Source organism: Phytoactinopolyspora mesophila, assembly GCF_010122465.1.
Taxonomy (GTDB): Bacteria; Actinomycetota; Actinomycetes; order Jiangellales; family Jiangellaceae; genus Phytoactinopolyspora; species Phytoactinopolyspora mesophila.
The window spans coordinates 23232-38138 of record NZ_WLZY01000007.1 but is presented as its reverse complement, the minus strand read 5'-3'; the positions used below and the strand labels follow the sequence as shown (position 1 = coordinate 38138).

General features: G+C 67.0%; 13 protein-coding genes. All 13 read left to right on the top strand.

Going from position 1 to position 14907, the window contains the following annotated elements:
* The first annotated feature begins 10 nt into the window (after nt 1-10).
* The gene (locus tag F7O44_RS19210) at nt 11-1441 is read left to right on the top strand and encodes a UDP-N-acetylmuramoyl-tripeptide--D-alanyl-D-alanine ligase (protein ID WP_162451913.1); all 1431 of its coding nucleotides are present in this window, start codon (nt 11-13) and stop codon (nt 1439-1441) included.
* Nucleotides 1438-2499, top strand: coding sequence for a phospho-N-acetylmuramoyl-pentapeptide-transferase (gene mraY, locus F7O44_RS19205; protein ID WP_162451912.1), 1062 nt, complete (start codon nt 1438-1440; stop codon nt 2497-2499). Before F7O44_RS19210 ends, mraY begins: the two co-directional genes overlap by 4 nt.
* 443 nt (nt 2500-2942) lie before the next feature.
* Entirely contained in the window at nt 2943-4382 is a 1440-nt protein-coding gene (gene murD, locus F7O44_RS19200) for a UDP-N-acetylmuramoyl-L-alanine--D-glutamate ligase (protein ID WP_222851503.1), read from the top strand.
* On the top strand, nt 4369-5595 hold the full coding sequence (gene ftsW / locus F7O44_RS19195; RefSeq protein ID WP_162451911.1) for a putative lipid II flippase FtsW: 1227 nt from the start codon (nt 4369-4371) through the stop codon (nt 5593-5595). The genes murD and ftsW overlap by 14 nt, the downstream gene beginning before the upstream one ends.
* A complete protein-coding gene (gene murG, locus F7O44_RS19190) occupies nt 5592-6713 on the top strand; it encodes an undecaprenyldiphospho-muramoylpentapeptide beta-N-acetylglucosaminyltransferase (RefSeq protein ID WP_162451910.1) in 1122 nt (373 codons plus the stop codon). The genes ftsW and murG overlap by 4 nt, the downstream gene beginning before the upstream one ends.
* Nucleotides 6714-8228 (top strand): UDP-N-acetylmuramate--L-alanine ligase, encoded by a 1515-nt coding sequence (gene murC, locus F7O44_RS19185; protein ID WP_162451909.1) that lies wholly within the window; start codon nt 6714-6716, stop codon nt 8226-8228.
* Nucleotides 8229-8236: 8 nt separating this feature from the next.
* Nucleotides 8237-8974: a cell division protein FtsQ/DivIB gene (locus F7O44_RS19180; RefSeq protein ID WP_162451908.1), complete on the top strand. Its 738-nt coding sequence runs from the start codon at nt 8237-8239 to the stop codon at nt 8972-8974.
* A gap of 304 nt (nt 8975-9278) precedes the next feature.
* Nucleotides 9279-10505, top strand: a complete 1227-nt coding sequence (ftsZ, locus tag F7O44_RS19175; RefSeq protein WP_162451907.1) for a cell division protein FtsZ — start codon at nt 9279-9281, stop codon at nt 10503-10505.
* A gap of 165 nt (nt 10506-10670) precedes the next feature.
* Entirely contained in the window at nt 10671-11414 is a 744-nt protein-coding gene (pgeF, locus tag F7O44_RS19170) for a peptidoglycan editing factor PgeF (protein WP_162451906.1), read from the top strand.
* A gap of 373 nt (nt 11415-11787) precedes the next feature.
* Nucleotides 11788-12315 (top strand): cell division protein SepF, encoded by a 528-nt coding sequence (locus F7O44_RS31235; RefSeq protein WP_162451905.1) that lies wholly within the window; start codon nt 11788-11790, stop codon nt 12313-12315.
* Nucleotides 12316-12413: 98 nt separating this feature from the next.
* Nucleotides 12414-12701, top strand: coding sequence for a YggT family protein (locus F7O44_RS19160; protein ID WP_162451904.1), 288 nt, complete (start codon nt 12414-12416; stop codon nt 12699-12701).
* A 45-nt stretch (nt 12702-12746) separates the two neighbouring features.
* Entirely contained in the window at nt 12747-13610 is an 864-nt protein-coding gene (locus tag F7O44_RS19155; protein ID WP_162451903.1) for a DivIVA domain-containing protein, read from the top strand.
* Between the two features lie 12 nt (nt 13611-13622).
* A complete protein-coding gene (locus F7O44_RS19150; protein WP_187361469.1) occupies nt 13623-14867 on the top strand; it encodes a Glu/Leu/Phe/Val family dehydrogenase in 1245 nt (414 codons plus the stop codon).
* The last annotated feature ends 40 nt before the right edge of the window (nt 14868-14907 follow it).

Here is a 14907-nt window from a genome sequence, read left to right as displayed (position 1 = left end):
TGGCGACGCGGTGATACCGATGACCTTGGCCGAAATCGCCGATGCTGTCGGTGGTGAGGTCGACGACACCGCGCAAGATTCGGCCCAGCACGCCGGGCTGAGGGTGACCGGCCCGGTTGTGATCGACTCACGGCTGGCTGTCGACGGCGCGTTGTTCGTGGCGCGGGTCGGCGCCGAACGCGACGGCCACGATTACGTGGTCTCGGCGGCGAAGATGGGCGCGGTCGCGGCTCTTGTGGAGCGCCCCGTGCGAGCATCGATTCCCCAGGTCGTGGTCGGCGACTCCGAAGGAGCTCTGGGCCGTCTAGCCCGAAGCGTCCTTGATCGGCTGCCGCAGCTGACCGTCGTCGGAGTCACGGGTTCGTCCGGGAAGACCACCACCAAGGACCTGCTCTCACAGGTGCTGGCCCCGCTCGGGCCGGTCGTCGCGCCCCCCGGCTCGTACAACACCGAGGTCGGCGTTCCACTCACCGTGCTCACGGCTGACGAATCGACCCGGACCCTGGTCGTCGAAATGGGCGCCCGCGGCGTCGGACACATCCGCTACCTGTGCGGCATCGCCCCGCCACGGGCCGGCGTCGTGCTCAACGTCGGCTCCGCGCATCTCGGCGAGTTCGGCGACCGTGACACCGTGGCCCGGGCCAAGGGCGAACTCGTCGAGGCTCTGCCACTGGGTGGCATCGCGGTGCTCAACGCCGACGACCCCGTCGTGCGCCGCATGGCCGAACGCACCGCCGCCAATGTCTTGATGGTGGGTGAGTCGGTACATGCCGAGGTCCGGGCCGAGAACGTCCAGCTCGACAAGACGGGCAGGCCCTCGTTCACACTGGTCACGCCCGAGAACCCGAGTGGAGCCGGCGTCGCGTTGAAACTCGTCGGCGAGCACCAGGTCTCCAACGCGCTGGCCGTCGCCGGGGTGGCGCTCGCTCTCGGCATGAAACCGGATGTCATCGCCAGCCAACTGTCAGCAGCGAAGGCGCTGTCGCGCTGGCGGATGGAGGTCACCGAACGCCCGGACGGCACGACGATCGTCAACGACGCGTACAACGCCAACCCGGAAGCCGTTCGTGCGGCCCTGAAGTCGTTGATGTCCATGGCCACCGGGCGCCGGACCTGGGCCGTGCTCGGCGAGATGCTGGAGCTGGGGGACGCCTCGGCGGCCGAACACGACGCCATCGGCAGGCTCGTGGTCCGGCTGAATGTCGACCGGCTCGTCGTCGTCGGCGAAGGAGCCCGGCCGATGCACCAGGGTGCGACCCTGGAAGGCTCATGGGCAGGCGAGTCCGTCTGGGTCCCCGACCGCGAAGCCGCGGAGGAGCTCCTGACCAAGGAGCTGCGGGCCGGAGACGTCGTGCTGGTCAAATCGTCCCGTGACGCCGGACTCCGCGTCCTGGGCGAACGGCTGGCCGAGGCCGCGCCAGCGGGGGAGGGAACCGCGTGATCTCGATCCTCACGGCCGGCCTCGTCGCCGTGGTCATTTCGATTCTCGGCACGCCTGTCGCGATCCGGGTTCTGGTCAAGCGCGGCTACGGCCAGCTCATCAGAGACGACGGCCCCACCAGCCATCACACCAAGCGGGGCACGCCCACAATGGGCGGCGCGGTCATCATCATCGCCGCGGTCGCGGGATATGCGCTAGCACACCTCGTGCGGCCGTCCGCCCCGAGCGCGTCCGGGCTTCTCGTCCTCTTTCTGCTGGTAGGACTTGGTCTGGTCGGCTTCCTGGACGACTACATCAAGATCTCCAAACAGCGCAGCCTCGGACTCCGCAGCCGGGCGAAGATGGCCGGCCAGATCGGCGTGGCCGTCGCCTTCGGCATCATGGCGCTGAACTTCCCGAACGAGCAGGGCTACACCCCAGGCTCCGAGGCGATTTCGTTCCTCCGCGACACGCCAGTGGTCCTTCCCGCCGCCGCGTTTGTCATCTGGGCCCTGCTGATGGTGTCGGGCACCTCGAACGCGGTCAACCTCACCGATGGTCTGGACGGACTCGCCACCGGCGCATCGGTGATGGTCTTCGGTGCCTACACCCTGATCAGTATCTGGCAGTTCAACCAGAGCTGCAGCGTGTCGCCGGGACCCGGCTGCTACGAAGTCCGCGACCCACATGACCTCGCCGTCGTTGCCGCTGCGCTGATGGGCGCATGCTTCGGCTTCCTCTGGTGGAACGCGGCGCCAGCCAAGATATTTATGGGCGACACCGGCTCACTCGCCCTGGGCGGCGCCCTGGCCGGGCTCGCCATCATGAGCCGTACCGAACTGCTGCTCGTCGTCCTCGGCGGGCTGTTCGCCATCATCACCCTCTCGGTGATCCTGCAAGTGGCCTGGTTCAAACTCTCCAGCGGTAAACGGCTGTTCCGAATGGCGCCGCTACAACACCACTTCGAGCTCAAAGGCTGGGCGGAAGTGACGATTGTGATCCGGTTCTGGATCATCGCCGGGCTTTTCGTCATGGCCGGCGTGGGGCTGTTCTACGCGGAGTGGGTCGCGACGCTGTGAGTCGTGACAGGGGAGTGTGGGAGGGATGGGAAGAGATTTCCGGCCTCGCCCGCGGACTCGCTCGTTGATTCCATCGTTAAGCCCGCGGGGAATGAGCGGAAGGAATCTCCCGGCCCCGCCCGCGGACTCGCTCGTTCCTCGCTCGCCGATGCCCGTCCGCACCAAGGCCGGGAGATTCCTTCCGCTCATTCCCCGCTCTACTTGTTGTGCGCCGGTTTCCACGGACGATCGGTCCGCACCATGGCCGGGGCACCACTCCCGTCCGCCCTCTGCTCAGCTGGTGCCGGTCCGCGCCTCGCCCGGCACGGTTCGGGGCATGGCACGTTGGATACACGTTGGGAAGCGGCTTGCCAGCCAGAATCGCGTGTACCCAACGTGCCATGGGTCTGCGGTATGAATAGGTCGTTGTCTGTCACGGGAAGGATGGCGGTGTGGGTGTGAGCGTGCCTGACTGGTTGGACGTCGCGGAGCGGGAGAGCCCTTGGCCGGAGCTGTCCGTCCTCGTGGCCGGTATTGGTGTGTCCGGGTTTGCCGCGGCCGACGCGCTGGTTCAGCTGGGCGCACAGGTGAGCGTCGTCGACGAGCGTGATGGCGACAGCGAGCGCGAGAGAGCGAAGATCCTCGAGATCCTCGGGGCGACTACCCGGCTCGGCCCCGGCTCTACCTCCACCCTCCCACCTGGCGTGCAGCTGGTCGTGACATCGCCGGGCTGGCGTCCCACGGCACCACTACTCGAGGCGGCGGCCGCGTCGAGCATACCGATCTGGGGAGAGGTGGAGCTGGCGTGGCGGCTGCGCGATCCGGCTACCCCGTGGCTGGTTCTGACCGGCACCAACGGCAAAACCACCACGCTTCGCATGCTGGCGTCGATCCTGCGGGCGTCCGGGTTACGGGTCGGAGCCACGGGCAACGTCGGTGATCCCATCGTCTCCGCCGTGCTCGATCCAGCCGGTCACGATGTGCTCGCCGTCGAACTCTCGAGTTTCCAGCTGCACTGGACTCACACTCTGGCGGCCCGTTCGGCGGCCGTGCTCAACGTGGCACCGGACCATCTGGACTGGCACGGCTCATTCGAGGCGTACGCCGCGGACAAGGGCCGCATCTACCAGGGTGTCGAGTCAGCCTGCGTCTACAACCTCGCCGACCCAGTCACCGAGCAACTGGTCCGAGACGCCGACGTCGCCGACGGAGCCCGGGCCATCGGGGTCACGCTCGGTGTACCCGGAGTCGGCATGCTCGGGCTGGTCGACGACGTGCTGGTGGACCGAGCGTTCATCGCCGAGCGGCAGACGTCGGCCGCGGAGCTGGCCACCGTCGCCGACATCCACCCGGCTGCCCCGCACAACATCACCAATGCACTGGCCGCCGCTGCCCTCGCCCGCTCCATCGGCGTGCCCACCGTCGCGGTGCGCGACGGGCTTCGCCACTACACCCCGGACCCGCATCGGGCCTCGGAGGTCGCGGTCCTGGGTGATGTCGCCTACGTGGACGACTCCAAAGCGACCAACCCCCATGCCGCGGCCGCATCGTTGGGCGCGTACGAATCTGTCGTGTGGATCGCCGGCGGGCTGGCCAAGGGCGCGGAGTTCGATGATCTCGTGATCGGCTCCCGCGAGCGCCTGCGGACCGCCGTGCTGATCGGCGCGGATCGGCACCTGATCAGGGAGGCACTCGAGCGACACGCGCCGAATGTGCCGGTGATCGAGCTCCCTGACACTGACAATATGGCTATGGACCGTGCAGTGCAGGCGGCGGCCGGAGCCGCCCAGGCGGGAGACACCGTGCTACTTGCACCCGCGTGCGCGTCCATGGACATGTTCGTCAATTACGCCAGTCGCGGAGAGGCTTTCGCGGCGGCGGTGCGCCGCTATGGCAGCGACTGAAACCGGGCCTGTCCGGACGCCGGGGTCCGGCCGGGCGGCGTTGAGCAGGTTCCTGCGTCGCCCGCTGGCCTCGTACTACCTCATTCTCGGATCGGCTGGTCTGCTTCTGCTGCTCGGCCTGGTGATGGTGTTCTCATCCACCACCTATATGTCCACGACGCAATTCGGGCATCCTGCTTACTACTTCACCCGGCAGCTGGTCTGGGTCCTGGTGGCGCTGCCCATCGCGTGGCTGATCACTCGGATGCCGATCCGCGTCCTGCGGGCGATGGCGTTATTGCTGGTCATTGTCGCCATCGGCCTCCTGGCGCTGACCTACATCCCGGGTTTGGGCGTTGTTCGCGGCGGCAGCCGCAACTGGCTGGATTTCGGCGGGCCGTTCCTATTGCAGCCCTCGGAGGCGGCCAAGCTGGCGCTGATCGTCTGGGTGGCCCACGTCTTCGCCAACAAAGGCGCGCTCGTGCGCCAATGGCGGCAGCTGCTGATCCCGGTCGCGCCGGTGTCGCTGATCATCATCGGACTGACGATCGGGCAAGGCGACATGGGCACGTCGGTGGTCATGGTGCTGATCCTGCTCAGCATGCTGTGGGTGCTGGGGGTGCCGACCTGGCTGTTCGGTCTTGCCGTCGGAGGTGTGAGCGTCCTAGGCGTGTATTTCATTTTCTCCACGGGCTACCGGACTCAGCGAGTCCTGGGATTCCTCGACCCGTTCGCCGACTACGCCAACACCGGGTATCAGGCAGCGAACTCGATATTCGCCTTCGCCAACGGCGGCTGGTGGGGAACCGGCCTGGGTGCCAGCACACAGAAGTGGGGAACGTTGCCGGAGCGGCACACGGACTTCATCTTCGCCATCCTCGGTGAAGAGCTCGGACTGCCCGGCTCCCTGATGGTCATCGTGCTCTTCCTGGCTTTCGGCTATGCTGGCCTGCGCATCGCGATGCGGACGAAAGACACATTCGTCCGGTTGGCAGCGGCCGGTATCACCGGCTGGTTCATGGTGCAGACCGTGATCAATCTAGGCATGGTGTTGGCGGTGTTTCCAGTGGTTGGCGTCCCGCTTCCACTTGTCTCGTACGGAGGAGCGTCGATCGTGGCGACGGTGGCCGCCGTCGGGGTCTTGCTGGCCCTGGCGAAGCAAGAGCCAGGAGCCAAGGAAGCACTCGCCGCTCAACGCGAGCGCCGGCTGCGCCGGCGGGAGGCGGCGGCGTGAAGGTCGTATTGGCCGGAGGTGGTACGGCCGGGCACGTCGAGCCCGCACTGGCCACGGCAGACGCGTTGCGCCGGGCCGAGCCCGACGCTCAGATCACTATGCTCGGCACCGAGCGCGGACTGGAGACACGCCTGGTCCCCGAGCGCGGATACGACCTCGAGCTGATCCCGCCGGTGCCGTTGCCGCGGCGGCTCACGGTCGAGCTGGTCCGGATCCCTGCCCGGATGCGTGGATCGGTGCGTCAAGCTGCCACGGTGCTGCGTGAGCGCCAAGCGGAGGTGCTGGTCGGATTCGGCGGATATGTGGCACTGCCCGCATACCTGGCCGCCCGCCGGGTGGGTATCCCCATCGTCGTGCATGAAGCCAACGCCAGGCCCGGCCTGGCCAACCGCATCGGCGCCCGCTTCACGTCCCACGTCGCGGTCGCCTCACCCGGCGTCCAGCTCGCACACGGCGAACACGTGGGAATCCCACTGCGGCGCTCCATCGCTCTGCTGGACCGCAGCGCCCAGCGCGCCGAGGCGCGGGCCTTCTTCGGCTTGGAGCCCGACAAACGCACCTTGCTGGTGTTCGGTGGCAGCCAGGGCGCACGGCGGCTGAACGACACGATCATGGCCGCTGTGGATGCCGTGCTGGACGCGGGCGCACAGATCCTGCACGCCGTCGGCGCCGGCAACATCGATTCGGTGACCGCCAGGCCGGGCTATGTTCCCGTGCCTTACATCGATCGGATGGACCTCGCCTACGCGGCCGCTGATCTGGTCTTGTGCCGAGCAGGCGCGATCACTTGCGCCGAACTCGCCGCGGTGGGCCTGCCCGCGGTGTACGTGCCGCTGCCGCACGGCAACGGCGAACAACGGCTGAACGCCGAGCCGACGGTCTCAGCCGGCGGTGGCGTGCTGATCCGGGATTCCGATCTCACCCCCGACGAGTTCATCGGCTCAGTGGTGCCGTTGCTGCGGGACGCTGATCGGCTGCGCACCATGGGCGCCGCCGCGGCGGACCTGGGCCGGCGGGACGCCGACGACCACCTCGTGCGCATGATGCGGCATGCCGTAGAGCAGGCGTCGGGTAGCGACGTAAATTCGGGGGACGGCACGGACAGCGGAGGTCAGTAAGTGATCGTTCCACCGCCGGAGGGCGTCGTGCCGGCCGAGAAACTCGGTGCCGTCCACTTCGTGGGCATCGGGGGAGCAGGCATGAGCGGGATCGCCCGCATCCTGCTGGCCCGGGGCGTCGAGGTGTCCGGCAGCGACGCCAAAGACTCCGGTGTGCTCACCGGACTGCGCGCTCTGGGAGCGCGGATTCACGTCGGGCATGCCGCGGAGAACCTCGGGCACGCCGACACCCTGGTCGTGTCCACGGCGATCCGGGAGACAAATCCGGAGGTCGTGGCCGCACAAGAACGTGGCCTCCGAGTGCTGCCGCGGGCGTCGGCGCTGGCGGCGGTGATGTCCGGTCGCCGCGCCATTGCCGTCGCCGGCACTCACGGCAAGACCACCACCACGTCCATGCTCACTGTGGCGTTGCAGCATTGTGGCGCCGACCCCTCGTTCGCCATCGGCGGGCACCTCAACGAGTCCGGGGCCAATGCCCACAACGGCAGTGGCGACCTGTTCGTCGCCGAAGCCGACGAGAGCGACGCGTCGTTCCTCGCCTACGACCCCGAGGTCGCCATCGTGACCAATCTCGAGGCCGACCATCTCGATCACTACGGAACCGATGAGGCGTACATCGCCGCCTTCGACGCTTTCGTCGAACGGGTGCGCGGATTCCTCGTGATCTGCATCGATGATCCGGGGGCGCGGGCTCTGAGCGAGCGGGCCGCCGCCAGCGGCGTGACCGTCCACACCTACGGAGAGTCGCCGGATGCGATGGTGCGCCTCGACGATCTCGAGCTCTCCGACTCCGGGGCGTCGTTCGAACCGGTGGCGCGTGGCCGCAGGCAGGGCCGGATCCAGCTGCGAGTACCCGGCCGGCACAATGCCCTGAACGCCGCGGCAGCGTTCACCGCCGGACTCGGGCTCGGCTTCTCCAGCGGCGACCTGCGTGACGGTCTGGCGGGGTTCACCGGCACCCGCCGCCGTTTCGAGCTCAAGGGGGTGGCTGCCGGAGTGCGCGTGTACGACGACTACGCACACCATCCCACCGAGGTGGCGGCCGTACTTTCGGCCGCGCGCTCGGTGGCCGGAGACGGCAAACTGATCGCGGTGTTCCAGCCGCACTTGTTCAGCCGCACGCGGATCTTCGCCGAAGAGTTCGGCTCCGCCCTCGGGGCAGCCGACGAGGTCATCGTGATGGACGTTTATGCGGCTCGTGAGGACCCCGAGCCAGGTGTCACGGGCGAACTCGTGGCCTCAGCTGTCACGCTGCCCCCCACCCAAGTGTCTTTTGAGCGCTCCTGGTCGGCGGTGCCGGACGTGGCCGCGTCCTGGGTTCAGCCTGGCGATGTGTTGCTGACCCTCGGCGCCGGCGACGTCACGCTGGTGGGCCCGGAGATTCTCGAGCTGCTCGAGTCGAAAGCGGCGGCGACGGGCACGTCCGGCCCGCACGTGCGGGCCGCCCAGGACCGTGAGGGCCGCGGCACGCCCAGCGTGCGGCCTGGGGTGGAGTTCCGGGTCGGCAGGGAGTAGCGGGTGTGATGAGCGGGACGCGGTCGGTGAGCGCGGAGCGTTTCGCGGCTCGGCTCCGGCAGCGCCGCAAGAGGCGGGTCGGCCTGGCCCTGCTCGCTCTGTTCGGCGCCGCAGTTGTGGGTGCCGGCGGGTGGCTGGTGGGTTGGTCATCCGTGCTGGCGGTTCAGGATGTGCGCATCACCGGCGTCGAGGACGAGAAGTCGGACGAGGTTTCGGCCGTCGCCGAGGTGCCCATCGGGGTGCCGCTCATCCGGGTCGATTCGGGTGAGGTCGCAGACCGTGTCCGTGGCCTGCCGGAAGTGGGCGACGTGCGGATCAAGCGCTCATGGCCGAGCACCTTGACCATCGCCGTCGAGCCTCGAATCGCCGAAGCAGCCGTACCTGATGGCAGCCGGTGGTGGAGCGTCGACGAGTCGGGAACTCTCTTCGACCGGTCCGATCAACCCGCTGACGGTGTGCCTGTCCTGATTGCTCCCACGGAGGATTCGGCGGTGCTGGCGCGCGCCATTGGCGTCGAGGTGCTGACCGGTCTGCCGGCGCGGGTGGAAGAGATCGTGGCCAGCGTCGAGGTCGAATCCGCAGCGGACGTGCGCCTGATCCTCGACGACGACGTCACCGTCCGGTGGGGGACGGCAGACCGGGGCGAGGACAAGGCCGCGGCCTTGCTCGCGCTCATCGAGGACCAGGAGGAACAGCCTTCGGGGTACGACGTCTCGGCGCCGGACCGGCCCGTCGTCGTACCGTGACGCAGCACACGTGCCTGCGCGCACGGACGCACTTCGATACCGTCAGTTGGTCTTCCGGGCCGAGGATCGCCAATTCCTCGACCTGGCGGTATCGAAGTGGGTCGTGAGCAGGCATTGACCCCTGACTCGGAAGGGTCGTGGCGCAGTCTGCGAAAAATGTCGATCACGACTCTTCTCGGCGTGTCTGCGCCACAGGCGACTCCGGCCCGCTTAGCGTCTAAACCATCGCTCAGGTTGACATAACTATAAACCTCAACTTGAGGGTGAGAGTTTAGAACGGGACTCGATTGAGAGGCGACTGGACGTGACTGCTCCGCAGAACTACCTGGCGGTGATCAAGGTCGTCGGCATCGGTGGCGGCGGTGTCAACGCGGTCAACCGCATGATCGAGGTCGGCCTCAAAGGTGTCGAGTTCATCGCGGTCAATACCGATGCTCAAGCGCTTTTGATGAGCGACGCCGACGTGAAGCTCGATGTCGGCCGGGAACTCACCCGAGGGCTGGGCGCCGGCGCCAACCCCGATGTCGGGCGCAAAGCCGCTGAGGATCACGCCGAAGAGATCGAAGAGGTGCTCAAGGGCGCGGACATGGTCTTCGTCACGGCCGGTGAGGGAGGCGGCACGGGCACCGGGGGCGCGCCGGTTGTGGCGCGCATCGCCCGATCGCTGGGTGCACTGACCATCGGCGTGGTGACCAGGCCTTTCATGTTTGAGGGCCGCCGTCGGGCGATGCAGGCAGAGGCCGGCATCGAGGCCTTGCGTGAAGAGGTCGACACCCTCATCGTGATCCCCAACGACCGGCTGCTGTCCATCAGCGACCGCCAGGTCAGCGTGCTCGATGCGTTCAAGAGCGCGGACCAGGTGCTTCTCTCTGGTGTCCAGGGCATCACCGACCTCATCACCACGCCGGGTCTGATCAACCTCGACTTCGCCGATGTGAAGTCCGTCATGAGCAATGCCGGTTCAGCGCTGATGGGTATCGGGTCTGCACGCGGTGAGGATCGCGCGGTGGCTGCTGCCGAGATGGCGATCTCGTCGCCGCTCCTCGAGGCATCGATCGACGGTGCGCACGGCGTGCTGCTCTCGGTGTCTGGTGGCTCCGACCTGGGCCTGTTCGAGATCAACGAGTCTGCCAACCTGGTGGCTCAGGCCGCACATGACGAAGCCAACATCATCTTCGGTGCGGTGATCGACGACGCCTTGGGCGACGAGGTCCGGGTGACGGTCATCGCGGCAGGCTTCGACGGAGGGATGCCTCCGAGACGTGAGCTCGGCACCGTCCGGCGGGCGGAGGGGCAGGCTGTGCCGCCGCCGGCAGAGCAGGGCTCCACCGGTTCCGACGAGTCCGGCTCCGGCGCCACCAACGGCGATTCCAGCACTGGGAGTGGCGGCAGCGCCGAGGGCGCCGGGCAGGCCGAAGCCGTCCGCGAGCGTCCCGAGCGTAGTGAGCCGCCGGCCCCACCGCGCCCCCGTGACCAGCGCCGAATTGTCCCGCCGGATGACGATCTCGACGTCCCCGACTTCTTGAAGTGAACGTCTCGCGCCGGCCGTCCGGTGGTCGTGAGCGGAGCAGCGTCGCAACAGCGAGGCAAAGCCACTCACGACCACCGGTTCACCGCTGGGCGAGGTCGGCCGATCTGCGGTTGATCGCGAAGCGCAGTTAGGTGTGTGCCGGCACGGATCGGGCAGGATGGAAGCGTGATCGCCCATTTCAGCACCCACGGTGCCGCCTCGTTCGCCTTCACCGATCGCACTGGTGGCTCGAGTGCGGCTCCGTTCGACCAGCTCAACCTTGCCCGGCACGTCGGCGACGATCCCGCTGCCGTCGAGAAGAACCGCAGCGCACTGGCCGCGCACCTCGGACTCCGCACCGAGAACGTGGTCTACATGAACCAGGTGCATGGCGCCGACGTAGCCGTCATCGACGGACCATGGCCCACTGACGTACCACCGCCCGAGGTTGACGCGATGGTGACGACACGGCCGGGCCTCGCTCTCGCGGTGCTGGTGGCCGACTGTGTGCCGGTCTTGCTGGCTGACCCGGCGGCGGGAGTCGCAGCGGTTGCGCACGCGGGCCGGCCGGGCATGGCGGCTGGTGTCGTCGCGGCCGTGACCGACACCATGTATCGCCTCGGCGCCCAGCAGCTGGTGGGGCACGTCGGGCCGGCGGTCTGCGGGGGGTGTTACGAGGTGCCGGAGAGCCTGCGAGCCGAAGTCGCCGAGGCCGTTCCGTCGTCGTGGGCGACCACGCGATGGGGGACTGCGGCACTGGACGTCCCGGCTGGTGTGACGGCGCAGTTGCGAGACGCGGGGGTGCGGCTCGAGGAGGGGCCGTGGAAGCCTGACGTGCGGCCCTGCACTGTCGAGCACGAGGAGTTCTTCTCGTATCGGCGCGACCGGATCACCGGGCGTTTCGCCGGAATCACCTGGCTCGCCGCCTAGTGCCCCGTCAACCCCGTGTGCGGGATGACGGGACGGGGCCGTCCGGACGGGATCGAGACCCACCACGCTGGGCGCTCTGAGAAAGCCGGCTGAGCCGTCGGCCCGAGGAACGCCTACGGATTTCTCGCCCGATGATGAAACGTACTGCTATCGGCCATTCTGCGGCGTTTGGTGATGCGTCAGGCCGTCGCGAGCGGTCTCATTGAACGCATTGGTCCCAGTGATCACTGCTGAGCCGACACGTATCACCAGCATCTGGCGACACACCGTGCGTGTCGTGTCGCGCAATACTCGTCCACGGCGGTGGTTGGAGCTAGTGTCAGAGATGTGCAAGGTAGAGACCGTCCACCACTAGTGCGGAGGACTTGAGAGCATGGCCAGCGCAATGCGCAAGGTTGCGGTCTACCTCGGCCTCGTGGAGGACCGGGACCGCTACGAGGACGAATACGATGAATACGCCGATGAATATGAGCGGGAGTACGAAGAAGACGCGCCCGAGGCATACGAGCCTCAGGAGGTAGAGCGGCCGCCCGCCAGGCGTGAACGGGAGCATTCGGCAACTGTCTCGTCCTTGGCGGATCGCCGGCCAATGGCCACGCCGCGGTCGGCGCCTGCTGCCCGGGAAGCGCGCATCACCACGCTTCATCCACGTACGTACAACGAAGCACGGACGTTGGGTGAACACTTCCGTGACGGCGTCCCAGTCATCATGAACCTATCGGAGATGGATGACGTTGACGCCAAGCGTCTGGTCGATTTCGCTGCCGGGCTGATCTTCGGGCTGCGGGGGAGTATCGACCGGATCACGGCGAAGGTGTTCTTGCTGACACCTGCAGATGTGCAGGTCACAGCGGAGGACAAGGCGCGCATCGCCGACGGCGCGTTCTTCAACCAGAGTTGATCAATTGATGTATCAGCAGTGCTACCAGAAGCCAGAAAAGCCAACAGACGGGTGCCGGTGGCAGCACACGGAACCTTCGTCAGGTAGGTTCGGATCCCGTGTCGGTCATTACCCAGCCTTTGTCGATAGCACTATGGCTCTTCTTCATCGCCCTGCTGGTCCGTCTGGTGGTCGACTGGATCCAGGTCTTCGCACGCGAGTGGCAGCCGAAAGGCCCGTTGCTTGTAGTGTTGGAGGCCGTGTACACAGTGACCGACCCTCCACTTCGGCTGCTCAGACGGGTGATCCCGCCGCTCCGGATCGGTTCGGTTGCTATTGACCTGGCGTTCATTGTGCTCATCATCCTGGTGCGAATTGCCCAGTCGGTTGTCGCATCGATGGGATGACGCGGTACGGTGACTCACGACGCTGCTCACATTCGAGGTGACGTTATGCCACTGACGCCCGAGGCTGTCCAGAACAAAGAGTTCACGACTGTCCGCCTGCGTGAAGGTTACGACATGCAGGAGGTGGATGAGTTCCTGGACGAGGTCGAGGCTGAGATCGCGCGCCTACAGCGCGAGAACGACGAGCTTCGAGACAAGCTCGCCGCGGTAACCCGCGGAGCCGGGGCCGTTGGTTCAGCCGAACCAGTCCAGCCACCACGCCAGGTTGAGGCGCCCAAGGCTCCTCCAACTTCGGCTCCTCCAGCTGTCACGGCCGGAGGAGGGGCACCTGGTGCCCAGCCCAGCGACGCTGCCGCCAAGGTTCTCGCCCTGGCGCAGAAGACCGCTGATGAGCTGGTAGCCGATGCCAAGGCTGAAGCCGATCGCCTGATGGGCGAGGCTCGAAGCCGCTCGGAGAAGCTCGATTCCGAGACGAAGGCCAAGGCTGCCAAGCTCGAGCAGGATGCTCGGCAGCGGGCTGAGTCGATCGACCAGGAAGTCCAGAAGCGTCGTGCCCAGGTCTTCGGCAAGCTGGAGACCGAGCGCGCCGACCTGGAGCGGCAGCTGGAAGGTCTACGTGCTTTCGAGCGCGAGTACCGCAGCCGGCTCAAGTCGTACCTGGAGAACGAGCTTCGTAAGCTCGAGGTCGGCGGTGCCAGCGACGACGAGCGCGCGGAGGCGGAGATCGCCGCCGCCCAGGCTCAACAACAGCAGCCACAGCAGCCACAGCAGCCGCAGCGGCCGGTCCCGAACAACACCGGTCAGCAGCCGGCGCGTCCGGGCGGCGGAGGCAACGAGAACACCTCCACCACGCAGACCGGTGGTTCGTTGCGCTCTGTTGCGAGCCTGCTCGACGACGACCAGCGCTGACGAGGGATCCGGTTGACCAAGCCGTCGGCGTTTCAGGCCGTCACCGACTCCTTTCACCGGGCAGCTGATCAACTAGGGCTGAACGACTCCACGCGCGAGCTTCTCTCCGGCACGTATCGCGAGATCCGGGTGCAGGTTCCGGTACGTACCGCTGACAACTCCACCCGGATCGTCTACGGGTACCGGGTCCAGCACAACGGCGCACGTGGTCCCTACAAGGGCGGCGTGCGCTATCACCAGGACGCCGATCTCGACGAGGTACGGGCACTGGCGTCGTTGATGACCTGGAAGACGGCTCTGGTCGATGTGCCGTTCGGGGGTGCCAAGGGTGGGGTGCAGGTTGACCCCGCCACCCTGCCCGGCGCTGAGCTGGAACGGTTGACGCGCAGGTACCTGTCCCAGGTCAGCTATGTGATCGGGGAGCGGCGGGACATCATGGCGCCCGACATGAACACCAGCGCTCAGACCATGGCGTGGATGATGGATGAATACGGTCGCAAAAGCGGCCATACGCCAGCGATCGTCACTGGGAAGCCGGTGGAGCTCGGCGGTTCTCATGGGCGGGCCGCTGCTACCGGACGTGGCACGGTGATGATCCTGGAACAGGTTGCTGCCCACCGCGGCTGGGACGCCGCGGAGACAACGGTCGCGATTCAGGGCTACGGCAATGTCGGCTCCTGGGCTGCCCGGCTCGCCGCCGCCGAGGGCTTCCGGGTGGTTGCGGTCAGCGACGTTCGTGGTGGCATCTACGCCCCGGGAGGTCTTGATCTCGACGCCGTGGACACGCATGTTCGCGAGAGCGGCAGTGTCGTGGGCACGCCCGGTACCGACTTCATCGACAACGACGAGCTCCTCACCCTCGACGTCACGGTCCTGATTCCGGCGGCCCTCGGTGAGGCGATCCGGTCGGACAATGCGGACCAGATCCGCGCCCGCCTGGTCTTGGAGGCAGCCAATCATCCGGTCACCCCGGCCGCTGACGACATCCTGGCTGACCGCGGCATCGAAGTTCAGCCGGACATCCTGGTGAATGCCGGCGGGGTTACTGTCTCCTACTTCGAGTGGACACAGAACCTGCAAGAATTCAAGTGGACTGAAGAGCAGGTGAACGAGCAGCTGCGCCGTCACATGGTGGCGGCGTATACCGCCGTCAAGGAGCGGGCCGCCGCGGCTGGCAATATCACGCCGCGCCAGGCCGCCTTCCAGATCGGTGTGGAACGCGTCGCCAGCGCTGCGAAGCTCCGCGGCTACCTCTAACCCCACCTAAATGATCATGTTTGGTGGGTTTCCTCGTGCC